This is a genomic window from Lysinibacillus sp. NPDC056959 (assembly GCF_042674095.1).
GTDB classification, from domain to species: Bacteria; Bacillota; Bacilli; order Bacillales_A; family Planococcaceae; genus Lysinibacillus; species Lysinibacillus zambalensis.
This window is the reverse complement of the sequence record NZ_JBHURE010000002.1, coordinates 229000-255121: the sequence shown is the minus strand read 5'-3', so window position 1 is coordinate 255121 and position 26122 is coordinate 229000. Positions and strand designations below refer to the sequence as shown.

Sequence of the window (26122 nt, the reverse complement as noted above, 5' to 3'; positions counted from 1 at the left end):
AGCTGATTAAGCGTCCGCATGTCAAACAACATGAAAAATATTGAATTTGAAAAGCCGTCCTATTCAGAATGGCAAGATGCAGCAATCAAGGCTTTAAAAGGGAAACCATTCGAGTCTCTTTTAACGAAAACGAGTGAAGGTATTACATTAGAACCTCTTTACACCCAAGAAAGTTTAGTAGCAAAACTTGGAGAAGAACTTGATAAACAAGTTGCTACGATCCGTTCCCTACAAAATAACGAAGCATTTCGAGTGGCACAGCAAATATATGCTGAAACAAGCGATGCGTTTTTCGCACAGCTTGATGATAGCTTAGCTCGAGGCAATGAAGTAGTAACAATTGATAGCCGTGTGAATTTTGAATGGACTGAAGAAGTAGTGGCACAATTAGCGACTTATTTCTCTGAATATTCGTTTAAAATGTCGGTTGAAAATTCAAATGACCCATTATTAGCAGTATTCGACAAAATAGCAGATAATCAGCGAGAAGCTGTAAAAGGCTTCATCGTATCTAAAAATCCTATATCTTTAAATAATTTCCCGAACGTGCGCTCAGTCGGTGCGGACACAACGGTTTATCATAATGAAGGCGCAAACGCAGTGCAAGAGTTAGCTTATGCACTTGCATTAGCCGCAAAATACGCAAATCAAGAAGAAAGCTTTGAAGCGTTCGCGAAGAAGTTTTATGTATCATTTGCAGTGGATACACAGTTCTTTACAGAGATTGCCAAACTCCGTGCTTTTAAAGTACTTTGGAAAGCGTTCTCATCTGCATATGGAGTATCTAATTGCATAAAAATTCCAACGATTGCTGAAACATCGTTAAGAAGCTTCTCGAAGCTAGATGTTTATGTAAACTTATTACGTTCGGCAAATGAAACTCTTTCTGGCTTAATTGGTGGTGCGGATGTCTTTACAGTTCACCCTCATGATGCATTAACGAAACCAACAGATCAATCGGTTCGTATTGCACGAAATGTATCTTTAATCTTAAAAGAAGAAACAAATGTTTTAAAAGTTATAGATCCAGCTGGTGGCTCTTACTTTATTGAGTCATTAACAGCAGATTTTGTGAAAGAAGCTTGGACATTATTTTTAGAAATTGAAGCAGCTGGAGGTATCGACGCTTACACTGCATTTGGAAAGCTTGCGGAAGAACTAGAAAAATCCTACCAAGCTCGTATTAAAGCGGTACAAACACGTAAGCAATCATTGATCGGTACAAATATTTATGCTAATCCAGCAGATGTGCTTGAAAGCGCAACAAACCCAGCTTTTGCAGAAATTAAGCGCATTGCTAAACCTTTTGAACATTTACGTGCGGAAATGACAGCAGCAAATGTAACAACAGGAATCTTAGCATTAGGTACACTAAAAAGCTCAAAACCACGTGCTGACTTCGTGTCAGGTTTCTTAAACACAGTAGGGCTTGTGCCAGAAAAAAGCGAACCAGTTGCTACAGCAGAAGAAGCATTAGCTTGGTTAAACACTACAGAAGCAACATATGTGGTGATTGCAGGTAATGATGACGATACAAAAGAATTAATACCAGCCATTTTAGCTGGCAAACGAGCAAACATAATTGTTGACGTTGCAGGTAAATTTATAGACGAAGAAGAAGCTTGGTTAGCAAATGGCTTAAACGGCTTTATTTTCGCAGGACAGAACATCATTGAAAAATTAAATTCAGTGTTCGCTAGCATGAAGGAGGTCCAACGATGAGCAAGCCAAATTTTAGTGCAGTTGAAATCGAAAAAGTTTTAGCAGCAGAAGCGCCTCAAGCGTCAGAAGAAAAATTCATGACTAATGAAGGTATCGAAATTAAAGATATATACACAAAAGAAGATATTAAAGAGGCAAAGCATTTAAATGATGTTGCAGGTATTGCGCCTAATACACGCGGTCCATACCCTACTATGTATGTAGCTCGTCCTTGGACTGTTCGCCAATATGCTGGTTTCTCAACAGCTGAAGAATCAAATGCATTCTATAAACGTAATCTAGCAATGGGTCAAAAAGGTCTTTCTGTTGCCTTTGACTTAGCAACTCACCGTGGCTATGACTCAGACCATCCGCGTGTAACAGGGGATGTTGGTAAAGCCGGTGTAGCGATTGACTCTGTAGAAGATATGAAAATCTTATTTGACCAAATTCCTTTGGATCAAATGTCAGTTTCTATGACAATGAATGGTGCTGTATTGCCAGTTCTTGCATTTTATATCGTTGCTGCTGAAGAGCAAGGAGTGACTCCTGACCAATTAGCGGGTACGATTCAAAACGATATTTTAAAAGAATACATGGTTCGTAACACATATATTTATCCACCGGCAATGTCTATGAAAATTATTGCAGATATTTTTGAATATACAGCGAAATATATGCCAAAATTTAACTCTATTTCAATTTCTGGTTACCATATTCAAGAAGCTGGAGCAACAAATGACATTGAACTTGCATATACATTAGCAGATGGACTTGAATATGTTCGTACAGGGCTTAAAGCTGGAATCGATATTGATGCCTTTGCACCACGTTTATCATTCTTCTGGGCAATCGGTATGAACTATTACATGGAAGTTGCAAAAATGCGTGCTGCACGCCGAATTTGGGCACAAATGATGTCAACGTTTAATCCGAAAAACCCGAAAACATTAGCACTTCGTACACACTCACAAACATCTGGATGGTCTTTAACAGAGCAAGATCCATTTAACAATGTGACACGTACATTAATCGAAGCAAATGCGTCATCAATGGGGCATACTCAATCTCTTCATACAAATGCACTTGATGAAGCGATTGCTCTACCAACTGATTTCTCTGCGCGTATTGCACGTAATACGCAGCTGTTCCTACAAGAAGAAACGGCTATGACGAAAGTTATTGACCCATGGGGCGGGTCGTACTATGTGGAAAAATTAACAGACGAGATTACAAAATCTGCATGGGCTTTAATTGAAGAAATCGAAGAGCTTGGCGGTATGGCGAAAGCGATTGAAACAGGTCTTCCAAAAATGAAAGTCGAGGAAGCTGCTGCAAAACGTCAAGCGAAGATCGACTCTAAAACAGAAACGATCGTTGGTGTAAACAAATATCGTTTAGATAAAGAAGAACCTATCGACATTCTTGACATTGATAATACATTAGTTCGTCAAAAACAAATTGAACGTTTAGAAGCTATGAAGGCGGCGCGCGATGAAGCAGAAGTACAAAAACATTTAGCTCGTTTAACAAAAGCGGCGCAAGATGGTGAAGAAAACTTATTAGCGATTGCAGTAGATGCTGCGCGTGCTCGTGCTTCATTAGGAGAAATTTCTGATGCAATCGAAGTTGTTTCAGGTCGCCATAAGGCAGTAATTCGTTCCATCTCTGGTGTTTACTCTGCAAACTTCTCAGATGAAGAGCAAATTGCTGAAGTGAAACAAATGACAGAGGAGTTCCTTGAAAATGAAGGTCGTCGTCCACGTATTTTAGTAGCGAAAATGGGACAAGATGGACATGACCGTGGTGCAAAAGTTGTGGCAACAGGCTATGCAGACTTAGGCTTCGACGTTGATATTTCACCATTATTTATGACACCTGCTGAAGCAGCTCAAATGGCTGTGGAAAACGATGTTCATGTCATTGGTGTTTCTTCATTAGCTGCAGGTCATAAAACATTAGTTCCTGAATTAGTAGCGGAGCTAGAAAAACTGGGCCGTGAAGATATCATTATTATTGTTGGAGGCGTTATTCCGGCACAAGATTATGAATTCCTTTACGAAGCTGGCGCAGTAGCTATTTTTGGACCTGGTACAGTTATTCCTGTATCGGCACAAAAGATTATTGAAGAGATTTACAAACGTTTAGGCTATGAGGAAGTGTCTGAATAATGGACAAAAATAAAGGAATGCCTGAAAGTGCGCTATTTGTTATGGACGGAGTAGAGGCAACTCACGACGGAATGCAATATGGTACACCGAAAAAGTTCCGAAAGAAAAAAGCAGACAATTTAAACATACAGGAGCTTGCACAAGAAGTACGTGCAGGCTCTCGTACACACTTGTCAAAAGCTATTACACTCATTGAAAGTTCAAATGCAACACATAAAGTGCAAGCACAAGAACTTTTACAGGAGCTTCTACCACATACAGGAAACAGTGTCCGGATTGGGATAACAGGCGTGCCTGGTGCAGGAAAGAGTTCGTTCATTGAGGCTTTCGGAACGATGCTTTGTGAGTTGGGGAAAAAAGTGGCAGTCCTTGCAATCGATCCGAGCTCTTCTTTATCGGGAGGAAGTATTTTAGGTGATAAAACTCGAATGGAAGAGCTCGTGAAAAAACCTAATGCTTTTGTTCGTCCCTCTCCATCAGCTGGTACCCTAGGGGGTGTTCATAAAAAGACGCGTGAAACGATGCTTATATGTGAAGCGGCTGGCTATGATGTCATTTTAATAGAAACAGTTGGTGTTGGACAAAGTGAAACGTATGTCCGAGGGATGGTTGATTTCTTCTTGCTGTTAGTTTTAACAGGTGCCGGAGATGAGTTACAAGGCATGAAGAAGGGCATTATGGAGTTAGCGGATTCTATTGTTGTTCATAAGGCTGATGGTGATAATGTTCGTCTGGCTAAAAAAACGGTATCCGAGTACAAGCAAATTTTACATTTCTTACAGCCTGCAACTCCAGGTTGGATGTCCACAGCAATGCCGGTAAGCTCGTGGGAAAAACGTGGTCTCGACAAAGTCTGGGATACAATAGGGGAGTTCAGACAAATCGTTGAGGCAAATAATTACTGGTCAATCAGACGTCAAAATCAGACAAGAGATTGGTTCCAATCGATGATTACCGACCAGTTAATCGATATGTTTTATGGTAATCCAGAACGGAAAGCACAAGTGCAACTTTTAGAACGTCAAATTTTAAATGGACAGTTGACAGTTACACAAGGTGTAGATCGTTTATTTAGCGATGAACAATCACAGAAATAATATCATCTAATATATGAGCAAGTAGGTGCACAAATTCGTCACTAACTGCTATGATAGGAGATGTATGAGCGTCGAATATCTAAAGCTAGTAAGTTTCACTTCTTTCAGCTGAAAAAAGTGAAAGCCACTGGACGCAATTATGTCGAGATATAATTGCTAATGATGACGCGATCTTGAAAGGAGCTATCGCTATATGAATATGGATTACGATTTATTTATGCAAGAAATTTTAAAAACAGCACGTGCAGAAATTGAGGCTGCTGGTTATGAGCAACTTCGCACGCCTGAAGCTGTTGAAGAGGCGTTTGCTCGCCCAGGTACAACATTAGTCATGGTAAACTCAGTATGCGGCTGTGCAGGAGGTATTGCACGTCCATCGGCAGCACAATGCGTACATTACGATAAACGTCCAGATCATCTTGTAACGGTGTTTGCTGGTCAAGATAAAGAAGCAACTGCAGCTGCTCGTTATCACTTCGGTGAAGATCATTTACCATCATCCCCATCATTTGTGTTATTAAAGGATGGACAAGTAGTAGCAGAAGTTGGACGCTATGAAATTGAAGGTCATGACCCAATGTCAGTAGTAACAAACTTACAAGCAAACTTTGAGGAATACTGTGACGAACTTTAATTTTATTCAATTATAGAAAAGCTATTCATTTAGCAGAAAACTCCGCAGGCTATAAAATGTCTGCGGAGTCTTACTACTAAAAAATTCTCCGAATTAGCATCGCTTTCTCCACTGATTTCAGTAGAATTGCATTTAGAATTTTTGTAATATTGGCTAAACGATTAGCTTATAGTTTTCTTTAAATTGAATAAAATAAGTAGAGTACTAAAAGATAGGAGGCAGTCGACTTGAAGAAGTTTTCAATCGGCTATCGTACATTAAAAACGGCATTTGGCGCAGCACTCGCTATTGCCATTGCCCAATACTTTGAATTAGCTTCTTATGCATCTGCTGGTATTCTAACAATATTATGTGTACAGCCAACGAAGAAAAAATCTCTTCATGCTGCTTATACACGATTTGTCGCAAGTATTATCGCAATGTTTTATGCATTTTTGAGCTTTGAGCTATTTTCCTATCATCCACTTGCATTAGCAGGTATGCTACTCATTTTTATACCAACAATCGTGTCATTAAGGGTAGCGGATGGCTTTGTCTCTAGTGCAGTTATTATCATGCATATATATGCAGCTAAAAGCTTTTCATTTGCGCTTGTTTATAATGAATTCGCATTAATGGCAATTGGTTATGGGACGGGAATAGCTATAAATATGTATATGCCAGACATTCAAAAGGAATTAAATTACTATCGAGTTAAAATTGAGGAACTTTACAGTAAGATTTTTTTAGAAATTGCCAACTATTTAAGAGAAGGCGATACATTGTGGGATGGGCAGGAAATTATTGAAGCAATTAAAGTATTGAATAGTGCAAAATCCCTAGCGTTTAAAGATGTTGAAAATCATTTTACGAGACGAGAAAATGACTACTACGTGTATTTTGATATGCGTGAACAGCAGCTGGAAATTATAGATCGAGTTCTGCCTAAAATAACGGCGCTTCCTGTTATAGTACAAGAGGCTGTGATCGTTGCTGATTTTTTACAAGACCTCGGTGAACATGTTCATTCAGGAAATACGGCTAGTCATTTTAGAGAAAAATTAGAGCAAGTAAAGATAGATTTCGCCCAATTACCATTGCCGAAAAATCATGAGCAATTTTTAGCGCAAGCGGCACTTTATCAATTTATTGAGGAAATGGATCGATATTTAGAAATAAAGCAGTCTTTTAAGGGAATAAAGGTAAAGAAAAAGCGCCCGCAGTAATGCGGACGCCTAGCCTTTCATTAAACTATCATCGATAGGCCGAATGCTAGAGTTGAAATTACCATGATCGCGACCATAGTATAAACTACGATTTTTTGAAATTTTTTATTACTCATATGCTCGTTCGCTCCTTCTTTTCTTATAAATAGTTTAGCAAATCTGAAAAATTTCTCAAGTAGTAGAGTTTTGACGAAAAAGTCTGTAAAATAGATTATGTACCATAACAGAAGGAGATGTCACCATGGAGAAAGTAGATCATATTGGGATTGCGGTCCGCAATCTTGATGAACGCATTACATATTATACAGAAACTTTAGGCTTAAAGCTGCTAAAAGTGGAAGAAGTAGAATCTCAACAGGTTCGTGTTGCATTCATAGATGCGGGTAATGTAAAAATTGAGTTATTAGAACCGATGAGTGAAAAAAGTACTATTCATGGATTCATCGAAAAACGTGGAGAAGGTATTCACCATGTAGCTTTCGGTGTAACGGGGATTCGTGAGCGTATGGCTGAGCTTCGTGAAAAAGGCGTACGTCTTTTATCAGAAGAGCCAGGACCAGGTGCTGGTGGTGCAGAGGTTGCTTTCATGCACCCGAAATCATCTTTCGGTGTGTTATATGAGTTATGCGATAAAAGTGGAAAAGGGGATAAGTGATCAGTATGGATATGTTCGACAAAATTAATGAGTTGTATGACCGTAAGACAGTAATTGAACTTGGTGGCGGCTATGAGCGCATCGAGAAGCAACATGATAAAGGCAAATTAACTGCTCGTGAGCGTATTGAATTATTACTAGACGAAGGTACATTTTTCGAGATCAACCCATTCATTACACACCGTACAGTAGACTTCGGCATGGACAAGATGGAAGGTCCTGGCGACGGAGTAGTAACTGGTTTCGGTAAAATTAATGGACGTCCAGTATACTTATTCTCTCAAGACTTCACAGTATTTGGTGGAGCGCTTGGTGAAATGCACGCCAAAAAAATGGCAACAGTAATGGATCTAGCAGCAAAAAATGGTACACCATTTATCGGTATTAATGATTCAGGTGGTGCTCGTATTCAAGAGGGCGTACTTTCACTTGATGGTTATGGTCATATTTTCTATCGTAATGCAATCTACTCTGGGGTAATTCCGCAAATCTCAGTTATCATGGGACCATGTGCTGGTGGGGCGGTATATTCTCCAGCAATTACAGACTTCATTCTAATGGTTGATAAAACATCTCAAATGTTTATTACAGGACCTAAAGTTATCGAAACGGTAACAGGTGAAAAAATTTCTGCTGAAGATTTAGGTGGTTCTAAAGTAAACAACGCTATAAGTGGTAACGCACACTTCCGCGCACCTTCTGAAGAAACAGCGATTGATCAAATTAAGAAACTATTAGGCTACTTACCACAAAATAATAAAGAAAAAGCTCCACGCCAGGCACGTCCAGAGGGTGACGACTATCGTCCAGAAATCGTGGATACGGTACCAATCGAAACAACTCGTCCTTATGATGTTCGTAAAGTAGTCGAGCAAATCGTGGACGAAGGTTCATTTATGGAAGTGCATTCAGAATTTGCAAAAAACGTAGTAGTTGGTTTTGCGCGTATTGCTGGTGAATCAGTTGGTCTTGTATGTAACCAACCTAAAGTATTAGCTGGTGGGTTAGATATTGATTCTTCAGACAAGGCTGCTCGTTTCATTCGTACTTGTGATGCTTACAATATACCAATCATCACATTTGAAGACGTTTCTGGTTTCTTCCCAGGCGTTAAACAAGAGCATGGTGGTATTATCCGTCACGGAGCGAAAATTCTTTATGCATACTCAGAAGCAACTGTACCAAAAATTACTGTGATTCTTCGTAAAGCATACGGCGGTGCGTACGTTGCGCTTAACTCTAAATCAATTGGGGCTGATTTAGTATTTGCTTGGCCTAATGCAGAAATTGCTGTTATGGGTGCGGCAGGTGCAGCTAATATTATCTTCGCGCGTGAAATTGCCAAATCAGAAGATCCAGAAGCAACACGTGCAGCGAAAATTGAAGAATATAAAGAAAAATTCGCAAACCCATACGTTGCGGCATCTCGCGGTATGGTAGACGATGTTATCGATCCACGTGATACACGTATTAAACTAATTCAAGGGCTAGATATGTTAGCGAACAAACACGAAACGCGTCCAGAGAAAAAACACGGAAATATTCCTCTATAACAATTGTACAAGCCTAGTATCCATTCGGATTCCTAGGCTTTTCTACTTTAGATAATAAAAAAGTCGTATTGAATAGGAAAATATAGGTTTATTATTGGCTGATAAGAGGATTTTTTTGTTGATATTTTGCTAATGTATGCCCATTTTAACTGATTGTAGCGTAGGGCTACTCGACTCCCGCGGGAAAGCGAGCCAGACGAGACCCTGCACGGAGCGAATGTTTTCTGTGCGAAAGCGAAGCGACAGCAAATGTTTTATCTGTGCGAAAGCGGCAGCAACAACAACAACAACAACAACAACAACAACAACAAAACAGCGGATGAAGCGGCTCGACGATCGCCCGCAGGAAAGCGAGTAGCCTGTAGAGGGAATCAGAGCCTTCTAATTAGAGTGGATAAAAACGGTTAATAAACACGCTAGATAATAATAGATTAATTATTAATAACAGATAATTGAAACATATTTGCATTTCATCCGTACATATATGTATGAGGAGTTGAGATGAATGGAATGGAAACAATTACAAAAAGAGCAAGGAATAATACATGCACAATTAAGAACTGCCAGTAGATTAAGTGAACAAAAGGTTTTAATTGAACAGCAAATCGGGCATGCCCAACAGGAAATTGACAAACATTCTAAAGCACTCAATCAAATTCGTTTGAGACTCGATAAGTTAGAAGGCTTTTCTTTTATGAATATGATTCGTACGTGGACAGGGCAACAAGATGAGCTACGTGTAGAAAAAATTGATAAAGCAGCTATTCTTGAATTAAAAATAAATGAAGCAAAGAAGATGGATGTTGATTTGACACATGATTTGGGGCAAATAAACACCAAGCTTTCTCAAATTAATGAACAAGAGTTACAAGAAGCTTTAAGCCAATTAAATGCTAAAAAGAAAGGCTACTTACAAATCCATGAGCCTGAGCAGGCAAAAAGACTTGAACAATTAGCTCATGAGGAAATGCTTACGAAACAACTACTGATAGAGATAAAGGAAGCAGAAGCGGCTGGTGAAACAGCACTTACTGAGCTTGGACAAGCAGCAGAGTCATTGCATTCCGCTAATGGGTATTCAACTTGGGATACGTTTTTTGGTGGAGGATTCTTTGTTACGCATTTAAAGCATGACGCACTGGATAAGACCGAAAATTATCTTCACAATGCTCAAATTGCGTTACAACGCTTCCATAACGAACTGCTGGATGTACATGATATGTCAACGAAATCATTACAAGTTGATACAGATGGATTTGTGAAATTTGCGGACTATTTCTTTGATGATATTTTTTCAGCTTGGTCTGTCCATTCTAAAATATCCACTGCAAGAGATCAGGTATCTCGTGTACAAGATGATGTACATAATACAATTTTGCGTCTACAGGATAAACATAACAAGGCAGATGATTATTTGCAGTCTCTGCAAAAAGAAAAAGAAGCGATCTTTTAAAACGTAGATGTAAAGTAAACTGTGAAAAGATTTTCCCTTTTTCTAACGGGTTCGGTTGATCGGGAGAAAAAACGCTCAGTAATTTGAGCGTTTTTTTGTGTAAAGTCCTCGTTTGACTGACGAACGTTTTTAAGTATCACCGTAGTAATCTGCAAAATGTAAAAAGCCAAATTTCCTCACGAGAAAGTTTCTTAATTCGCCATGAGTAGCTTTTTCTATTGGAGGATTTGTTAGGGAGTACGCTTTGGCATTTAATTCGGCAAATTTATCTTTATTTACTTCATTATGTTCTTTATCTTCAATAATTCCTGAAGAAATTGCGGCCTTTGGATAACCCATAAAAAATATATGTGTTCTTAATGCCATACTGGGTGTTGAATGCAACAATATAATTACAACCAACAAAGATACAATAATTATAACCTTTTTCTTCAAGTCACCACGCTCCCAAATTAAAGATGAATAATCTATAAAATATTTTAACGTAATTTTCCATTACAAAGTTCATTTAAAAACCTAACTACCAGATAAATAATACTTTTAAATTCTTGGTGATTTACATTTCAATCTATTCGTTTCCTTGAGGTGAGCAGTGTGAATTCATGAACGGTTCTGACCAGTACGTTATGAAGATAACGAAAACTTGATTTGTCATGTTAGTCATCTAACTGTCCATTCTATATTTGTTCAGCCGTTTATATATATGTTAAGTGCTCATTTCCTTTCAATCTGAAACAAGGTGCTTCCATAATTATCAGGATTTTCACCTGTCTATAATTTACGAATCGAATAGAAGTGGGTAATTACAACCATCAATTGAAAAACAATGTAATCGTTTTATTTTCCCAAACGCAGCAGTGTGCTAAAATATAGAAGATAACTATAACGTGGAAAAACACGTAAACTAAGGGAGTCCTACAACATGACAAGTCGTTTAGTAGAAGAGTTTTTTGAGCTCGTACAAATCGATTCAGAAACAAAACATGAAGAAGTGATTGCGCCGATTTTAATCGACAAATTAACAGCGCTTGGTTTTTCAGTAGAACAAGATGATGCACATACACGTAACGGGCATGGAGCAGGTAATATACTTGCTACGCTTAAGGGTTCATTAGACATTGAACCAATTTATTTTACGTCTCATATGGATACAGTTGTCCCAGGTAAAGGGATTAAACCATCTCTTCGTGAAGATGGCTATATCGTTTCAGATGGTACAACTATTTTAGGTGCTGATGACAAAGCTGGTATCGCTGCATTATTTGAAATGGCTAAACGCTTAAAAGAGCAAAATATTGAACATGGTGATATTGAATTTATTATTACAGCTGGTGAGGAAAGTGGACTCGTTGGCGCTAAAGAGTTAGATCCATCTAAAATTAAGGCGAAATATGGCTTTGCTGTCGACAGTGATGGTAAAGTAGGAGGAATTGTCACAGCAGCTCCATTCCAAGCGAAACTTTCCGTTAAAATAATTGGTAAAACAGCGCACGCTGGTGTTGCACCAGAAAAAGGAATTTCAGCGATTACGGTTGCTTCTAAATGTATTGCAAAAATGAAGCTAGGTCGATTAGATGAAGAAACAACAGCAAATATTGGTCGTTTTGAAGGTGGTCAGGCAACAAATATTGTGTGTGATGAAGTAACGATTCTTGCAGAAGCTCGTTCAATCGACAAAGCGAAGTTAGATGCACAGACTCAGCATATGCAGGAGACGTTTGAGCAAGTGGCTGCTTCATTAGGCGCAAAGGCAGAAGTTGAAGTAAAGCTAATGTATCCTGGATTCCGTGTAACAGAATCAGATAAAGTTGTTCAAGTAGCGATCGCAGCTGCACAGAACATCGATCGCACACCAAAGCTAGGTATTTCAGGCGGAGGTTCCGATGCTAATGTTATTGCAGGTTTTGGCATCCCTACAGTCAATCTTTCTGTTGGATACGAGGACATTCATACAACAAATGAAAAAATCCCAGTAGAAGAATTAGAAAAATTAGCAGATTTACTTGTTGAAATCGTAAAAGAATCTGCGAAAAAATAACAACAGAATCGAAGGATGTGACCGCATGGAAAGTGTGAAGGCAGTAGTTTTTGCTTGTGGTACAGAGGAATACGCAGTGCCTGTGGAGCAAGCGATTTCGATTGAAAAGTTAGAGCAAGTAACACCGATTCCTCATTTACCTAATTATCTTCTAGGTTTCACAAGAATTCGTGGCGAGCTTGTGCCAGTGCTTGATTTTGAGCGTATTCTTTATAATCGTTCCTCTGATGCTGCAACAGCACGTATTATTGTGTTGAACACGGATGTTGTGAATTATGGATTACTTGTCACAGAAGCTCGTGAAATTCTTGATTTTGATGAGTCGGTATTAAAACAGATGGGACTAGTAAATTATTCAAAAACACGCTACTTTACAGCTGTGGCAAATCTAGAAAATCGTATGATTACTTACGTTGACCCGAAAATACTTGTGAATTCATTAGAAGGTATACGTGAAATAATTAATTATTTGCACAAAATGCTTGAAAATGAAAAAGAAAACGTAGAGGCTTGAGTTTTTTAAAGCTAAAAATTAATTCAATAATACACATCAAAGTGGATGGTCTAGACAGAATTACAAATATGTGATTCTGTCTCTTTTTTAACTTTTTTCTGCCAGTGTCTTGAAGTTCATCGTCAAAACAATGGTGGTTTCCGTTCCGACGGTTACTGAGGGGGGGGGAGATGTGCCGTGGACTTAGTCTGAGGTCCTCTATCTACAAGACCTCATCATCAGACGATATCTTTCGTAAATAAATAATTAAATAATTATTTTAGGAGGTGTTCGTCACATGGATTCAAAGAAAAAGGAAACGCCAGAAGAAAAAAGAGAAAATTTAAGACAAAGTGAATTAAAAAACAATCCTACGGGTGCTTTAAACGATGGGGTAAATAGGGGAAGTAGTGGGGATTTAAATGGTATGGGTTGGAAATAAATGCTAGTGTTAATTTTAGTGTTATTTATAGGATACATTACATATAAATTGTTTTTCAGTTAAAGGAATATTTATAGATAATCTCTTCTATGTTTATATGTTGATATAGTAAAAATAACCTGTGTTCTTTTTTTAAGTTGAAAGTTGTTAATAAAATTTATGCGTAATACCTACAGACATCTCCGTTTTAACGTCGTATTATGTAAGGGAAGAAAACTACTGTAAAAGGCAAACTTCACCGAAAGGGAAGGACGCAAAGCCGTGAGTCTAAACACTATTTTTAGTGCATGATCGTCAGGTTGCCAGGTTCTGTTCTATGAGCCTCGGCAAATAGAATGGAGATGTGATTATATGGTACGTTCACTATTAAAAACAATTATTGTTTTTATAGTAACAATTGTAAGTGTGCTAGGATTAACAATGGGAAAGGTTGACGCAAAGTCCATGCAAGATAAGGCTACTTGGTTATGGGATACGACAAAGATTGTCGAAGATGAATCAGGGGTACTCTCATTTTTAGAAGGCAAACAAGTAAAGAAATTATATTTACAAATTAATAGTGATATAGCAAGTAACGATTACAAAAGTTTTATCAATAAAGCTACGACAAAAGGTATAAAAGTATATGCGTTGGATGGTTCTGCAAGCTGGGTATCAGCAGATGGCTATAAAATGCAGGATCAGCTGTTTGATTGGATACAATCATATAATGAAAATGCAGCAGTAACAGAGCAATTTTCTGGAGTTCATCTCGATGTGGAGCCTTACTTAAATAGTAGTTGGAGCTCGAACCAAGAAAAAACGATTGAATCCTATCAAGCGCTCCTCACTAGAGCCAAAGGGAGTACTGAGCAATTACAATTGCCTTTAGAAGCAGATATGCCATTTTGGTTTGACGAAGTCTCATATAATAACCAATTTGGTCAAGGTTTATTAGCGGACTGGGTCATTGACCAAGTGGAAAGTGTTTCAATAATGGCTTATCGAGATGCTGCTAAAGATATTATTAAAATTGTTGAACATGAAATAGATTATGCCAAAAAAGTAAACAAATCGATTGTTATTGGTGTGGAAACAGGAGCCTCTGATGAAGGAAAAAATATTACCTTCTATGATGATGGAGAAGCCTATATGAATAAACAGTTAGCACAAGTTCATAAACAGTATGCCAATAAAACAAGCTATAATGGTTTTGCCATTCATCATGTTGATAGTTGGATGAATATGAAGCCGTAAAAAATCCTCTCCAGCGATAAGTTGGAGAGGATTTTCTTTGGTATTATGAAAGTCGGCTGCTATAGTCTTCAAATTTAAATTTACGAATGACTTTAATGCCTTCTTCATCGTTATAAGAAACGATGGATGGAAGGTTTACACCATTAAACATATGATTTTTCACCATTGAGTAATGCGCCATATCTGTAAATACTAGACGATCGCCTGGTTGTAAAGGTTGTTCAAATGAATAATCGCCAATTACATCACCTGCAAGACAAGTAAGCCCGCCTAAGCGATATGTGTGAGCTAGTTCATTTGGGTGACCTGAACCGATAATCATTGGACGGTATGGCATTTCTAGAACATCTGGCATATGGCAAGTTGCCGATGTATCTAAAATTGCTAAGTCCATACCGTTTTTCTGTATATCAAGGACAGTTGCTACTAAATAACCTGTATTAAGTGCAACAGCTTCACCTGGCTCTAAATATACGAGAAGGTTATACTTGTCTTGAATGTAATTAATGATATTTACAAGCTTTTCTACATCATAATCCTCACGAGTAATATGGTGCCCCCCACCAAAGTTTAACCATTTCATTTGATGTAAGACATCATCAAATTTTTCTTCGACAACTTGTATAATACGCTCTAACGTATCTGAGTTTTGCTCACACATCGCATGGAAGTGTAAGCCATCAATACCGTCAAGCTGTGACTTGTCGAAGTTGGCTAAAGTTGTGCCAAGACGAGAATTCGTGTAGCAAGGGTCGTAAAGTGCTGTTTCAATTTCAGAGTACTCAGGATTGATACGAATACCACATTCAATTGTTTTACCAGCAGATTTTACTTTGTCCTTATACTGGTTCCATTGGTTAAATGAATTAAACACAATATGATCAACATAGCCAAGTAGTTCGTCCATTTCATGCTCCACGTAAGCTGGTGCATAAACGTGAACTTCTTTGCCCATTTTTTCATAGCCAAGTTGCGCTTCAAATAATGAGCTAGACGTAATCCCTGCTAAATATTCACCCACTAAAGGGAATGTTGAATGCATAGAAAACCCTTTTAAGGCAAGTAAAATACGGCAGCCTGTTCGATCTTGAATCGATTTTAAAAGTTCTAGATTTTTTGTTAATAATCGTTCATCCACTACGTAAGAAGGGGACGGAACTTTTGAGAAATCAATTGGCTTCATCGATTTAATTCCTTTGCATCTAACTCTAGGTCAAGTAATTCTGGGTTATGGCTTTCTTGCCATGGTAGACCCCATGTATTTAGTGCATCCATGAATGGATCGGGATTGAAATCTTCGACATTCCAAACGCCAGGTTTACGCCATTGACCGTTCATCACAAGCATTGCACCAATCATTGCTGGTACACCAGTTGTATAGGAAATTGCCTGTGAACCAACTTCGTTATAGCATTCTTCGTGGTCACATACATTGTACACATAATAAGTTTTTTCCTTACCATCTTTTAGACCGCGAATAATACAACCGATGTTAGTTTTTCCTTTTGTACGTGGTCCAAGTGATGCTGGATCAGGTAGTACAGCTTTAAGGAAGTGAATTGGTTGAATCATTTTCCCTTCAAATTCGATAGGCTCGATAGAAGTCATACCAACATTCTCTAATACTTTTAAGTGAGTTAAGTATTTTTCAGAGAATGTCATCCAGAAACGGATTTGCTTTAAGCCTTTAATGTTTTTAGCAAGTGATTCTAGTTCTTCGTGGTATAAAAGGTAAATATCTTTTGGTCCGATTTCTGGTAAGTTATAAACCTCTTTTTTCTCAAGTGGTGCAGTTTCAACCCACTCACCTTCTTTCCAGTAACGACCATTCGCTGTAATTTCACGAATGTTGATTTCTGGGTTGAAGTTTGTTGCGAAATGGTAACCGTGATCACCAGCATTTGCATCCACAATATCAATGTAGTGGATTTCATCAAATTCGTGTTTTTGTGCATGAGCTGTGAAAACGCCCGTTACGCCTGGGTCAAAACCGCTACCAAGTAAAGCAGTTAAGCCAGCTTTTTCGAACTTCTCTTTATAAGCCCATTGCCATTTATATTCAAATTTTGCCGTTTCAGGTGGCTCGTAGTTTGCAGTATCCACATAGTGTACACCCGTCGCTAAGCAAGCATCCATAATCGTTAAGTCTTGATAAGGTAGTGCCACATTAATAACAACTTCTGGTCCAAAGGCTTTAATAAGCTCAATAACCTCTTCCGTATTGTCTGCGTCTACCTGTGCAGTATGAATCTTTGTTTTTCCGCCGTCTAGTTTTTCTTTTAGAGCGTCACATTTTGAAACAGTTCTACTTGCGATACAAATCTCCTCAAATACGTCCGAATTTTGAACACACTTGTGTACCACAACACTGGCTACTCCGCCAGCTCCTATAATCAATGCTTTACCCAATTGTCTACCCCCAAGTTCAAATAAGTATTGTCAAACAAGCTGATTATACAGAAAATTGAATCACTACTCAATCATTCTTTTTGAATTTTCCACAAAATTTTTTATTTTTCAACAATAATTAGTCGTATTCAGAGGGGAAAACCACAAAAAAAGAAGCTTTTCATGAAAAAAATCCCTAAACTACTAACGTAGAAAAGGGGAAATTTGTTTATTATAAATCACCCGACTTATTTAGAAAAAGGATTCGAAATTTGTTGTTTTTCATCCCCCCATAAATAAAAAAAGATTAGTAGTGATGTGCTTAAGAACCCCATCACAAGGGCGTATGTGCTGAGGGCCACATCCACTTGACTTTGCATAGCATAAATGAAAATAGCTCCTAGTGTTAACAGATTTCCGATAATAAGCGATACAAAATGCAATCGTCTATTCAAAGTAAGCCCTCCTATTTACAGTTTACATGCCCTCAAAAATGAAAACATACTTCAATTATCTCATAATTCAGAACTTTATCAAACCCTTTTTTATTTTGAGGCTTATCACTAAAACGTAGGGTTGATTTCTGTTCCGACTGGGCGCTTTATTGTTGCTGTCGCTTCGCTTTCGCACGTTCCTCTATTGCTGATCCCCGATGAGTGCCCAAGTATTAACGAAGATTAACTTCTAGTAGTATGGTCTTTCTATAAAGGTAGTGCTAAACAATTGAGAGAATTATATAAAAATTATTGCTATTTAGTTTGTTTTAGATTTAAAGATGGTAAAATACTTATAAGATTTTTCTTTTGTGAAGGTGAGGATTTATATAGTGATTAACCAATTTGATGAGCAAGTTCAACAAATCAATGAATTATTTATAAATGGTCATGTGAAAGAAAGCTATCAATTAGCCAAAGCACTTATAGCTAATAGTGCGTTTTCAGAACATGAATCATGTTCAACCATTCAACAGCACGTCGCATTGTTGGAAGCGAACGGTTATGCAAATATGCCTATTCCTACTGCTGAAAAAATGAAGCAAAGTGTTGAACGAACAGATGGCTCTTATCTAGAGCGTGATGTACTCGCTACATACATAGGAAGTGAGGATGAAAAGCAATTTGGTAAAATAGTAGATGAATTGTTGGCTGGATCGGCCGAGGCACAAGCGAATGCTTACTATACAATGGCCGAATATTTTGCTCTTGCTAAGGAGCATGACAAAGCACTTGTGCAATATGCGGAAGCGATAAAACTACAACCAAATAAAGCTCTTTACTGGGGAGCTTTCGCACAGTTTTTGAACCGCAATGAAGGCAGTCCGTACTTGGCACTACGTCTTATTGAAGAGGCAATTCAACTAGATAGTATGAACCCTCGCTGGTACTATATTCAAGGGAATATTTTTTTACAGCTTGTCGCAGCTACAAAAAATTTAAGCTATTTACCTGCTCTAGAAGAAGCTTGGGAAAAGGCTAAGAAACGTTGCTCAAATAAACAGGTTTCATTAAAAGTGGACATTGCGAAATCCAATGATGTGCTGTCGCAATGGAAAAAACTAATGCTATAATACGGATGAGAAGAGAAGTTCCTAAAAGTTGCATGATTAAAAAATAGATTTATTGAAGTAAAGGTACAATTCAAGCCTGTTCGGTGGATTTACTGTAACGGGTGGGGAAATGATTATTAAATATCAATAGAAATAGCGTAATTAGATAATAAACAAGGTAGAGATTGATCATGAAACCTTTGCCTTGTTTATTATTATTTAATTAATTAAATCATATCAAATATATCTTTTGATGAAAGTCCAGCTCTTTGTTCAGCAGTATTTTGGTTAAAATAGCACTCGGTTTTTATCGATTACCGACATCTTATTATTATGTTCGAAAGCTTTCTGAATATTTTAAAGCAAGCTGCGTTCGGGAAGTTACTTGAAATTTTCGATACAGATTTTGCAGATGCTTCTTTACTGTATTTTCACTGACATATAAAAACCTAGCAATTTCAGCATTTTTAAAGCCCTTACATAAATATATTAACAACTCTTTTTCACGTTGTGTAATTTGCAATGACTCGCCTGGCTGAACATATTGATGTAATAAATAAACATTTTCAATCATCCGCTTTACATATGATAGCTTTTGACTATCCTGTGCTGTAAATGGTAGTTCCCCTTCTTTTCGTAAAAAGCCAATAGCCGCTGTTGGCTTTTGCTGATTATACAGATACATAACCATTTCATCGATAAAATCATTTTTTTGTAAAAAGCGCTCAACATAATATCGCTTTTTCTTCTTCGATATTGCTTCATTTCGTTGCATTAATTGAATATCGGGTTGGTTTTGCATATTCACTGGGTGTAAAGGATCAAAATATTTAAATTCATGTAAATAATTTTGTATCGTATATGTTTCTACATTGAAACAGACAGGCTGTTCATTTAATTCACCATCTGCTACTTCCCAAAATATAGTATGTTCATATTGAAAACATTCACTCAATACTTGCAACATATTCAATTTAAAGTCTCCACTTGTTTGTTGCATATTCATATTCGAAATTCTAAACGTTGTTTCTAATAAAAACTCCACCTCTTTTTGCTCATACAAAATAATTCCTCCTTTTCTCTATTAGATTCATATATTCTTGTTCGAAACAAATTATCCTTTTGGGTAATATCAATTATTATTATTTCAATTTAAGATGAATTTGTAAGTCAAAATTTTTAACGAGGTGATCAGATGAATTTACAGGAATACGCATCATATGACGGTCTTGGATTAGCGGAGTTAGTAAAAACAAAGCAAGTGACACCACAAGAACTTACAAAATTAGCGCTACAAGGTATTGAAAAAGTTAACCCTTCGATTAATGCCGTTGCCAGTGTTTTAGAGGAACATGCTGACAAAGCGATTTCAACTTTAAATGATAATCAACCATTCGCAGGCGTCCCATTTTTAATTAAAGAAGTTGTGCTTCATGCGGAAGGTGTGCCACATAGTATGGGCAGTCGTGTTGCTGAAAATGCTGTAATGTCTGTCGATAGCGAATTAATGAAACGTTTTAAAAACGCTGGTTTTGTGTTAAGCGGTACAACCACAACACCAGAGTTTGGCTATAATGCTGCAACAGAAGCTGTCATTTATGGTCCAACACGTAACCCATGGAATCTAGAACATAGCCCTGGTGGTTCAAGTGGCGGTGCAGCTGCTTCAGTCGCAAGTGGTATCGTTCCAATCGCGCATGGTAATGATGGAGGCGGATCCATTCGTATTCCTGCATCATGTAGTGGTATCGTTGGCTTAAAGCCTTCACGTGGTCGCGTGCCAATGGGGCCTTATAATAGTGAGGCATTAAATGGTCTAGCAATTGAATTTGCACAAACAAAAACCATTCGTGATACCGCTACATTACTGGACCAAGTAGCTGGGCCAGACTTAGGATGCTACTCGATTATTCAAAGCCCAGAAATGCCTTACAGTCAAGCGATTCAGCAAAAGGTACGTCCACTGAAAATCGCCTGGACAACAGAAACAAATTCTGGTGCATTCGTTGATCCGGAATGTATCGAGGCCGTACATAAGGCCGTAAAATTATTAGAAGAATTAGGACATGAAGTAGTCGAAGCTCGACCAGTTTACGAAGAAGCACCATTTTCACGCGCAACGGTAAATATTTGGACAGCGAATATTTATAAAATGATTGTGGGGGCAGCAGAATTAACAGGTAAAACTCCATCACGCGATACTATTGAAGCAGCCATTTGGCAATGCTATGAATATGGGAAAAACTTAAAAGCTAGCGCACTTTTAGAAGCAATTAATACGAATGCACTCGTATCACGTCAAGTAGCGACATTTTTTGAAGATTATGATGTTCTTTTAAGTCCAACAATTGGCACATTACCAGCGAAAATTGGCGAGCTAAATGCAAATAATCCTAATATCTCGGCAATTGAATGGACAGAGCAGATTTTCACATACGCGCCGTTTACCAATTTGTTTAACGCAACAGGACAACCATCATTATCATTACCACTCGCAATGAGTGCGTCTGGCTTACCAATCGGGCTGCAATTTACAGGACGCTTCGCCGATGAGTTAACCCTTTTACAGCTTGGAAAACAATTAGAAGAATCAGCTCCATGGAAAGATCGAAAACCACCCGTACATGTGGGTGCAGAAGTTGTGGGAATTGCAACAACATAAAAAAGTAGGTACAAGATTTTTTCTTGTACCTACTTTTTGCAACTTTACAGACATGGCACGATGCTCCATTTAAATAACGTTCTTAATAGTTCCTGAACTAACTTATACCGTTCTCCGTACTATGTTTATATGCGATTATTTTTTTATATTTCATTATAACAATAGTGAATCAGTTTGAATTTTCAAAAACCAAATTTTCTTTCGGATGTAACCTGTGGAAGTTCGGGTGATACATTTGTACAGAATGTTAAGAAATCACCAAAAGTTACCGTAGTTGGACGCCCTACAATGGGAATTATGGACTACTTTAATGTCGTAACTGTAGATTATGATGATTACGAATTTGTTTATAGCATTTCTAAAATGCATGAAAAATATCATTACAATGATACAGGCGTAAAGCCACATATCTATATACCTTGGACACCACAACATTTACATGAAGATATTGATCTCAATTATGTTTTACGTTTATGTCATCAAAATCAAGAAAAATCACTTTAAGGAGATTGCGATATGTGGTACATAATAAAAAGAATTTACCCAACCGAATTAAAGGAAGTTGCCCATTTTATTGCACAGCTAAATATCGAAGAACAACATAACATTGGGTATTGTGGTCAAAATGAACAAGAACTATTGAGTACATTACAGGAAGATTTTATCGATGGTGAATTTACATATAGCTGCTTACGATAATGAACATATACAAGCACTTATTGGATTAGATATAGACGGCGATTCAACTGAAGTGTGGGGACCATTTTCTATAAATGAAGATGTAACGATCCAAGAGAAATTACTTTGCACATTGCAGCAGATATATCCACAAATTTCGAACTTTTATTTCTTCATTAATGAACTGAATACTCGACAATTAGCATTTCTGGAGCAAATAAACGCCAATAAAACAGGTGAGCATTTATTACTTGGAGTTTCGAAAGATTCTTTTGAAAATGTAGTTGCTATTACTAGTCGTTATTATAAAACATCGGACTATGAGCAATTTAAAAAGATTCATTCTTAACGGGGCAATTTAGTTGAATAAGCATAACTCTTGTATTTAGTTATTATTCCATATGTTGTATAATTTTAGATAGTAATATTTAACTTTAGTATTTCTAATAAATGATTTCGGGAGGGAAAACTTGTTATATTTAGCTGTATTAATTGGCATCATTTCAATTGTAATTACGGATAAGCTTACGCAAGCTTTTAAATTATCAAGCATTTGGGGGCCATTTGGTCAAATTTGTGCATCACTTGTAATAATAATGGTTGGCAAACTTGAAGTTAGTTATATTAATCTAGGTAATCACTTTGAATTAGGATATTTGACGATTCCGTTTACTTTATTATTTCTAGTAGGTTTTACAAATGTAATGAATATAGAAAAAATGCAAAATCCTTCAATATTGCTATTGCCATTCATTTCTTTAGTTTGTTTCTCAATGTCTGCTTTCATCATAGGCCATTCATTTGTTTTAATAACGGGAATTTGTGCCAGTTTAACAATTATGTTTATTCTGCTATACGGCTATTTTTCAGGTAATGCATTTGTAGGAAGAACTCTTACTACGTCAATAGGCTTCGTAATAGCAGTACTTTCAATATCCCTTATTAAAATATCTATTATAACAATTTATATTCCGATATTTACTTTAGCAATACCATTCACTTTATATTATTTTATTAAAGATAAATTTACGAGTATACAATCAATTAAAGTTAGCACTTTAACAGCTATTTTATTTGGTGTATTAATGTTCATAGTTCCTTTTCATTTAATGTGGTATCTCGTTGTTGGGTTAACGATTATTTTGATTATCACGCAATTTTCACGTAAATATCGCTTTATTTAGAAACTAAAGTTCTTTTTCAACTAACGGCGCAGTTTATTTTAAGAAAGAGTAACTAATTCCTATTCGATGCTGTTTGAACCAATGATTTTATGAAAAATTAAATAATTTATGTTCAGCTAAAGGTTCCATAATAGTTGAAGCACGAAGCAAAGAAATGGAGTAATTATTTTGGGGAATTATATAAAAAAAATGAGAGAACTTATTGGGACTAGACCTCTCATGGTGGCTGGGTCAACTGTTGTTGTTTTTAATGTGATGAGAGAAATCCTACTTCAACAACGTTCCGATAATAATAAATGGGGGGTTCCCTGGTGGGGCTATGGAATACGGAGAAAGTTTAGAAGAAACCGCTATAAGAGAATTATACGAAGAGACTGGTTTAAAGGCAAAAGACTTAAGATTTATTGATATTTTATCTGGAGAAAAAGAATACCATAAATATCCAAATGGAGATGAGATATTTGGTGTAACCGCTGTTTACACTACATCAAATATTAGTGGAATATTATCAATAAATGATAATGAGAGTTTAAATATTAAATTTTTTCCTTTGGATGATTTACCTTCGAACTTGGTGGAGAAAGCACGTTATATAATTCAAAAACACTTATTATAATCTTGAATCTTCTTTAACTATCTGGGTGCTTTAATTAAAGATCATCGAGTTGCTTATGCAGCCCTTTTTTCTTATTGTACTAAAGGAGCAATTTAGTTGAAGAAAAAACTAAGTTATAATTGAGTTTAATTGTATTAGGTTAGGGTATTGGCAGGTTAGTCCAATAAGGAAATCTATTTTTATAATGAATTTAATATTAGTTTCGGTGAACCGTATCATAAGTAAGTGCGGTTTTTGAAAAGAACCACCTAGAACGTTGGAGTGACAGCATTTTAGGTGGTTTTCATTTATCCAAATTCAATAATGTCAGTTTTAATAAATGAGGGTAGTAACTTTTGTACATCTTCTAATGTTGAAAAGCGATTTTCGTTTGAAAAAATATCTGTACCTTTGAAGTCATGACTAAATAAAAAAGCAGTTGTTGGTTCGTTAAAATGAATGCAAATGGTCTCCTCTATCGAAGCATCTATCCCATCTGTACGTTTCGCGTCCCAAATTCTGCTTTCTAACATAAAAGTGCTTTTTCGATTTGACCAAATAGAGCTCATATTATAATTATGCTGCCAAATCATGATAGGAATTAGGCGCATTAGTTCTTGATGATTTATGACAGTAATCATTAAATAAGTGCTCTTTTTTGATTGATAAAATACTTCAAATGGTAGCTGTGCATCATGTAATTCTTGTTTTAACTCTTCAATAATATTTCTATCACTCTGCTCGAATAAATAATAAAGTGGAAATGTGGCTAAGCTTTCTGTAAATAGAGCAAGTTGTTCGTCTGTATAGTCTGGATAATACATTTCGCCAATATTAATGGCATATTGAATGCCTTCATTTATAAAAAAGTAATAGCCTCCAGTTGTAGGTGCATTTTCATAATACTTTTTGGGTAAAAAGCCAATCTCTAAATTCATTACAATCACATCCTTAGATTACAGTATAAATCTGATTGGAAAAAACCGCACTTATACATATTATGGTGAACCGTATCATAAATAAGTGCGGTTTTTAGAGGAGTATCATTCACGAATGATGCTCTTTAATTTTGTTTTAGAACCATTTTTAAAAATAAATTACAATTACTGTCAATGAACTGTGACCTATTTTGTTGAAATAACTATTTGAAGCAGCTAATTTATCTTTAAATAGATTAGCTATTAACCTACATTAAAAGTGGATTGTTCTTCTTGGTTAGCCTTAATAGGCTTTCTATCCTCATAAACTCTTTCTTACTCTTTCTATAAAATAAAGAGGGTAGAATCCGATATTATTTTTGAACAGCTCTTATTAGAGATATTAATAATATGATTTTGAAGGAGAGAACGATGTTTAAAAGATTTAATATTGTTTTAATAGCTTTCCTTACAACGACTTTTTTGTTTACATCTCATAATACTGCTAGTGCTAACGACACTATTAAAGTATTTGTAAACACTAAAGAAGTAGTATTGGATCAAAAACCTATAATAAAAAATGATCGAACTCTTGTACCACTTCGATTTGTATCTGAATATTTAGGGAATGGTGTGAAATGGGATTCGAAAAAGAAAGTAGTCACTATTGTTTACTCTATCGAAAACACTAACTACACTGTTGTTTTACCAATTGGTCAAAAAACGGCTACTATAACTTCAAGTTCTTATTTGAATAGCCACGGTGTAGAAGAAGTAGAACATATTCAATCAGATGCACCTAGTCAGATTATTAATGGAAGAACTGTAGTCCCTTTAAGATTTATTGGGGAATTGCTTGGAATAGATGTCCGTTGGGATTACCAAAACACAGATATATATATTTCTAGTATAGGTGTGAACTTGATCCCATCTGATTTTGAAAAGGATGTTTATGATAAAGAATTGCGTAAGGTGAGAGATTTTGGTAAACCTACAGTCAATTATGAAAAATTTCTAGCTCTTGATGCTGATCATTTTAACTCAATCGATCTTGATTATCTTTTTGCTAAAAAGCCTAGTGTTGACATATTTGGGGCTCCAGAATCATTCCGTGATGGCATCAATGAAATTATAATATCAGGGCCCATTAAAACAAATTATTTAAATATGATGATCTATAAAGGAAAGGACCTACCGATTTTAAGTTACCCAGATGTTACAGCCGAAAGTACGGCTACTATTAAAGAAGGCATGACCTATGATGAAGTAGTCAATATATTGGGTGGTCCTGGAGTATTATCAGGTAAAGGTACTCTTCGAGAGGAATACAAATGGGTATCGTCCACAGAGAAGGGCGAAGCATATTTCACATTTGTTAAAAGGAACAATTCTCTTTATGTTACGCCATCTCCATACAGATCATATTCTTGGGAAAAATTTTATTGAGTTTGACAATTAATTGAGTTTCCTCTAA

General features: G+C 36.7%; 26 protein-coding genes, 1 pseudogene and 1 riboswitch. Of the genes and pseudogenes, 20 read left to right on the top strand and 7 right to left on the bottom strand.

Annotation, left to right across the window (positions count from 1 at the left end; all coding sequences use genetic code 11):
* Window positions 1–30: 30 nt before the first annotated feature.
* From ACFTQ7_RS03310 to ACFTQ7_RS03290, 5 genes are all read left to right on the top strand, one after another.
* On the top strand, window positions 31–1722 hold the full coding sequence (locus ACFTQ7_RS03310) for a methylmalonyl-CoA mutase family protein (RefSeq protein WP_386827275.1): 1692 nt from the start codon (window positions 31–33) through the stop codon (window positions 1720–1722).
* Window positions 1719–3872, top strand: coding sequence for a methylmalonyl-CoA mutase (gene scpA / locus ACFTQ7_RS03305; RefSeq protein WP_349660568.1), 2154 nt, complete (start codon window positions 1719–1721; stop codon window positions 3870–3872). The genes ACFTQ7_RS03310 and scpA overlap by 4 nt, the downstream gene beginning before the upstream one ends.
* Entirely contained in the window at window positions 3872–4969 is a 1098-nt protein-coding gene (gene meaB, locus ACFTQ7_RS03300; RefSeq protein ID WP_349660567.1) for a methylmalonyl Co-A mutase-associated GTPase MeaB, read from the top strand. Before scpA ends, meaB begins: the two co-directional genes overlap by 1 nt.
* Window positions 4970–5162: 193 nt before the next feature.
* Window positions 5163–5603, top strand: coding sequence for a BrxA/BrxB family bacilliredoxin (locus ACFTQ7_RS03295; protein ID WP_197141043.1), 441 nt, complete (start codon window positions 5163–5165; stop codon window positions 5601–5603).
* 227 nt (window positions 5604–5830) lie between these two features.
* Window positions 5831–6808, top strand: coding sequence for an aromatic acid exporter family protein (locus tag ACFTQ7_RS03290; protein ID WP_386827273.1), 978 nt, complete (start codon window positions 5831–5833; stop codon window positions 6806–6808).
* Between the two features lie 20 nt (window positions 6809–6828).
* On the opposite strand, the gene prli42 is transcribed toward ACFTQ7_RS03290, so the two are convergent.
* Window positions 6829–6924, bottom strand: a complete 96-nt coding sequence (prli42, locus tag ACFTQ7_RS03285; protein WP_323647026.1) for a stressosome-associated protein Prli42 — start codon at window positions 6922–6924, stop codon at window positions 6829–6831.
* A 125-nt stretch (window positions 6925–7049) separates the two neighbouring features.
* Here prli42 and mce point away from each other — a divergent pair, with 125 nt between their 5' ends.
* The 3 genes from mce to ACFTQ7_RS03270 all read left to right on the top strand — a co-directional run bounded on the left by mce (window position 7050) and on the right by ACFTQ7_RS03270 (window position 10469).
* Window positions 7050–7463: a methylmalonyl-CoA epimerase gene (gene mce, locus ACFTQ7_RS03280; RefSeq protein WP_197141038.1), complete on the top strand. Its 414-nt coding sequence runs from the start codon at window positions 7050–7052 to the stop codon at window positions 7461–7463.
* A 5-nt stretch (window positions 7464–7468) separates the two neighbouring features.
* On the top strand, window positions 7469–9016 hold the full coding sequence (locus ACFTQ7_RS03275; RefSeq protein ID WP_349660565.1) for an acyl-CoA carboxylase subunit beta: 1548 nt from the start codon (window positions 7469–7471) through the stop codon (window positions 9014–9016).
* Window positions 9017–9521: 505 nt separating this feature from the next.
* Window positions 9522–10469, top strand: coding sequence for a hypothetical protein (locus ACFTQ7_RS03270; protein WP_386827271.1), 948 nt, complete (start codon window positions 9522–9524; stop codon window positions 10467–10469).
* A 129-nt stretch (window positions 10470–10598) separates the two neighbouring features.
* On the opposite strand, the gene ACFTQ7_RS03265 is transcribed toward ACFTQ7_RS03270, so the two are convergent.
* A complete protein-coding gene (locus ACFTQ7_RS03265) occupies window positions 10599–10904 on the bottom strand; it encodes a hypothetical protein (protein WP_386827270.1) in 306 nt (101 codons plus the stop codon).
* Window positions 10905–11391: 487 nt separating this feature from the next.
* On the opposite strand from ACFTQ7_RS03265, the gene ACFTQ7_RS03260 reads away from it, so the two are divergent.
* The 4 genes and pseudogenes from ACFTQ7_RS03260 (at window position 11392) to ACFTQ7_RS03245 (ending at window position 14678) form a co-directional block, all read left to right on the top strand.
* The gene (locus tag ACFTQ7_RS03260; RefSeq protein WP_386827268.1) at window positions 11392–12507 is read left to right on the top strand and encodes a M20/M25/M40 family metallo-hydrolase; all 1116 of its coding nucleotides are present in this window, start codon (window positions 11392–11394) and stop codon (window positions 12505–12507) included.
* 25 nt (window positions 12508–12532) lie between these two features.
* Window positions 12533–13021: a chemotaxis protein CheW gene (locus ACFTQ7_RS03255; protein ID WP_386827266.1), complete on the top strand. Its 489-nt coding sequence runs from the start codon at window positions 12533–12535 to the stop codon at window positions 13019–13021.
* A gap of 277 nt (window positions 13022–13298) precedes the next feature.
* Window positions 13299–13505, top strand: a pseudogene (locus ACFTQ7_RS03250) (DUF6366 family protein).
* A 154-nt stretch (window positions 13506–13659) separates the two neighbouring features.
* Window positions 13660–13749, top strand: a riboswitch (cyclic di-GMP riboswitch).
* Between the two features lie 44 nt (window positions 13750–13793).
* Window positions 13794–14678 carry an amidase gene (locus ACFTQ7_RS03245; RefSeq protein WP_386827264.1) on the top strand — a complete coding sequence of 295 codons (885 nt, stop codon included), beginning with the start codon at window positions 13794–13796 and terminating at the stop codon, window positions 14676–14678.
* Between the two features lie 43 nt (window positions 14679–14721).
* Here the strand turns inward: ACFTQ7_RS03245 and nspC are convergent, their stop codons facing one another.
* The 3 genes from nspC to ACFTQ7_RS03230 all read right to left on the bottom strand — a co-directional run bounded on the left by nspC (window position 14722) and on the right by ACFTQ7_RS03230 (window position 17521).
* Window positions 14722–15861, bottom strand: a complete 1140-nt coding sequence (gene nspC / locus ACFTQ7_RS03240; protein ID WP_386827263.1) for a carboxynorspermidine decarboxylase — start codon at window positions 15859–15861, stop codon at window positions 14722–14724.
* Window positions 15858–17087: a saccharopine dehydrogenase family protein gene (locus ACFTQ7_RS03235; RefSeq protein ID WP_386827261.1), complete on the bottom strand. Its 1230-nt coding sequence runs from the start codon at window positions 17085–17087 to the stop codon at window positions 15858–15860. Before ACFTQ7_RS03235 ends, nspC begins: the two co-directional genes overlap by 4 nt.
* A gap of 227 nt (window positions 17088–17314) precedes the next feature.
* Complete coding sequence (locus ACFTQ7_RS03230) at window positions 17315–17521, bottom strand: hypothetical protein (protein WP_386827259.1); 207 nt, start codon at window positions 17519–17521, stop codon at window positions 17315–17317.
* A gap of 371 nt (window positions 17522–17892) precedes the next feature.
* Between ACFTQ7_RS03230 and ACFTQ7_RS03225 the strand changes: the two genes are divergently transcribed.
* Window positions 17893–18633, top strand: a complete 741-nt coding sequence (locus tag ACFTQ7_RS03225; RefSeq protein ID WP_386827258.1) for a tetratricopeptide repeat protein — start codon at window positions 17893–17895, stop codon at window positions 18631–18633.
* A 310-nt stretch (window positions 18634–18943) separates the two neighbouring features.
* Here the strand turns inward: ACFTQ7_RS03225 and ACFTQ7_RS03220 are convergent, their stop codons facing one another.
* Window positions 18944–19675 (bottom strand): response regulator transcription factor, encoded by a 732-nt coding sequence (locus ACFTQ7_RS03220; protein ID WP_386827256.1) that lies wholly within the window; start codon window positions 19673–19675, stop codon window positions 18944–18946.
* Between the two features lie 132 nt (window positions 19676–19807).
* Between ACFTQ7_RS03220 and ACFTQ7_RS03215 the strand changes: the two genes are divergently transcribed.
* The 6 genes from ACFTQ7_RS03215 to ACFTQ7_RS03190 all read left to right on the top strand — a co-directional run bounded on the left by ACFTQ7_RS03215 (window position 19808) and on the right by ACFTQ7_RS03190 (window position 23752).
* Window positions 19808–21274 carry an amidase gene (locus ACFTQ7_RS03215; RefSeq protein ID WP_386827255.1) on the top strand — a complete coding sequence of 489 codons (1467 nt, stop codon included), beginning with the start codon at window positions 19808–19810 and terminating at the stop codon, window positions 21272–21274.
* Window positions 21275–21562: 288 nt separating this feature from the next.
* Window positions 21563–21778: a hypothetical protein gene (locus tag ACFTQ7_RS03210; protein ID WP_386827481.1), complete on the top strand. Its 216-nt coding sequence runs from the start codon at window positions 21563–21565 to the stop codon at window positions 21776–21778.
* 12 nt (window positions 21779–21790) lie between these two features.
* Window positions 21791–21973 carry a hypothetical protein gene (locus ACFTQ7_RS03205; protein WP_386827253.1) on the top strand — a complete coding sequence of 61 codons (183 nt, stop codon included), beginning with the start codon at window positions 21791–21793 and terminating at the stop codon, window positions 21971–21973.
* A complete protein-coding gene (locus ACFTQ7_RS03200; protein ID WP_386827252.1) occupies window positions 21942–22301 on the top strand; it encodes a hypothetical protein in 360 nt (119 codons plus the stop codon). The genes ACFTQ7_RS03205 and ACFTQ7_RS03200 overlap by 32 nt, the downstream gene beginning before the upstream one ends.
* Window positions 22302–22422: 121 nt before the next feature.
* Entirely contained in the window at window positions 22423–23136 is a 714-nt protein-coding gene (locus ACFTQ7_RS03195) for an MraY family glycosyltransferase (protein ID WP_386827251.1), read from the top strand.
* 319 nt (window positions 23137–23455) lie between these two features.
* Window positions 23456–23752, top strand: a complete 297-nt coding sequence (locus ACFTQ7_RS03190; RefSeq protein WP_483869429.1) for an NUDIX domain-containing protein — start codon at window positions 23456–23458, stop codon at window positions 23750–23752.
* 287 nt (window positions 23753–24039) lie between these two features.
* Here ACFTQ7_RS03190 and ACFTQ7_RS03185 read toward each other — a convergent pair whose 3' ends face one another.
* Entirely contained in the window at window positions 24040–24669 is a 630-nt protein-coding gene (locus ACFTQ7_RS03185; protein ID WP_386827250.1) for a hypothetical protein, read from the bottom strand.
* Window positions 24670–25080: 411 nt separating this feature from the next.
* Here ACFTQ7_RS03185 and ACFTQ7_RS03180 point away from each other — a divergent pair, with 411 nt between their 5' ends.
* Window positions 25081–26094: a copper amine oxidase N-terminal domain-containing protein gene (locus tag ACFTQ7_RS03180; protein WP_386827248.1), complete on the top strand. Its 1014-nt coding sequence runs from the start codon at window positions 25081–25083 to the stop codon at window positions 26092–26094.
* Window positions 26095–26122 lie beyond the last annotated feature (28 nt).

What these genes read in the sequence shown, in the direction of transcription:
- ACFTQ7_RS03310 (WP_386827275.1), top strand. Translation starts at nt 31, where the DNA reads ATGAAAAATATTGAATTTGAAAAGCCGTCCTATTCAGAATGGCAAGAT.
- scpA (WP_349660568.1), top strand. Translation starts at nt 1,719, where the DNA reads ATGAGCAAGCCAAATTTTAGTGCAGTTGAAATCGAAAAAGTTTTAGCA.
- meaB (WP_349660567.1), top strand. Translation starts at nt 3,872, where the DNA reads ATGGACAAAAATAAAGGAATGCCTGAAAGTGCGCTATTTGTTATGGAC.
- ACFTQ7_RS03295 (WP_197141043.1), top strand. Translation starts at nt 5,163, where the DNA reads ATGAATATGGATTACGATTTATTTATGCAAGAAATTTTAAAAACAGCA.
- prli42 (WP_323647026.1), bottom strand. Translation starts at nt 6,924, where the DNA reads ATGAGTAATAAAAAATTTCAAAAAATCGTAGTTTATACTATGGTCGCG.
- mce (WP_197141038.1), top strand. Translation starts at nt 7,050, where the DNA reads ATGGAGAAAGTAGATCATATTGGGATTGCGGTCCGCAATCTTGATGAA.
- ACFTQ7_RS03275 (WP_349660565.1), top strand. Translation starts at nt 7,469, where the DNA reads ATGGATATGTTCGACAAAATTAATGAGTTGTATGACCGTAAGACAGTA.
- ACFTQ7_RS03270 (WP_386827271.1), top strand. Translation starts at nt 9,522, where the DNA reads ATGGAATGGAAACAATTACAAAAAGAGCAAGGAATAATACATGCACAA.
- ACFTQ7_RS03260 (WP_386827268.1), top strand. Translation starts at nt 11,392, where the DNA reads ATGACAAGTCGTTTAGTAGAAGAGTTTTTTGAGCTCGTACAAATCGAT.
- ACFTQ7_RS03255 (WP_386827266.1), top strand. Translation starts at nt 12,533, where the DNA reads ATGGAAAGTGTGAAGGCAGTAGTTTTTGCTTGTGGTACAGAGGAATAC.
- ACFTQ7_RS03245 (WP_386827264.1), top strand. Translation starts at nt 13,794, where the DNA reads ATGGTACGTTCACTATTAAAAACAATTATTGTTTTTATAGTAACAATT.
- nspC (WP_386827263.1), bottom strand. Translation starts at nt 15,861, where the DNA reads ATGAAGCCAATTGATTTCTCAAAAGTTCCGTCCCCTTCTTACGTAGTG.
- ACFTQ7_RS03215 (WP_386827255.1), top strand. Translation starts at nt 19,808, where the DNA reads ATGAATTTACAGGAATACGCATCATATGACGGTCTTGGATTAGCGGAG.
- ACFTQ7_RS03210 (WP_386827481.1), top strand. Translation starts at nt 21,563, where the DNA reads ATGGGAATTATGGACTACTTTAATGTCGTAACTGTAGATTATGATGAT.
- ACFTQ7_RS03205 (WP_386827253.1), top strand. Translation starts at nt 21,791, where the DNA reads ATGTGGTACATAATAAAAAGAATTTACCCAACCGAATTAAAGGAAGTT.
- ACFTQ7_RS03200 (WP_386827252.1), top strand. Translation starts at nt 21,942, where the DNA reads ATGGTGAATTTACATATAGCTGCTTACGATAATGAACATATACAAGCA.
- ACFTQ7_RS03190 (WP_483869429.1), top strand. Translation starts at nt 23,456, where the DNA reads ATGGAATACGGAGAAAGTTTAGAAGAAACCGCTATAAGAGAATTATAC.
- ACFTQ7_RS03185 (WP_386827250.1), bottom strand. Translation starts at nt 24,669, where the DNA reads ATGAATTTAGAGATTGGCTTTTTACCCAAAAAGTATTATGAAAATGCA.
- ACFTQ7_RS03180 (WP_386827248.1), top strand. Translation starts at nt 25,081, where the DNA reads ATGTTTAAAAGATTTAATATTGTTTTAATAGCTTTCCTTACAACGACT.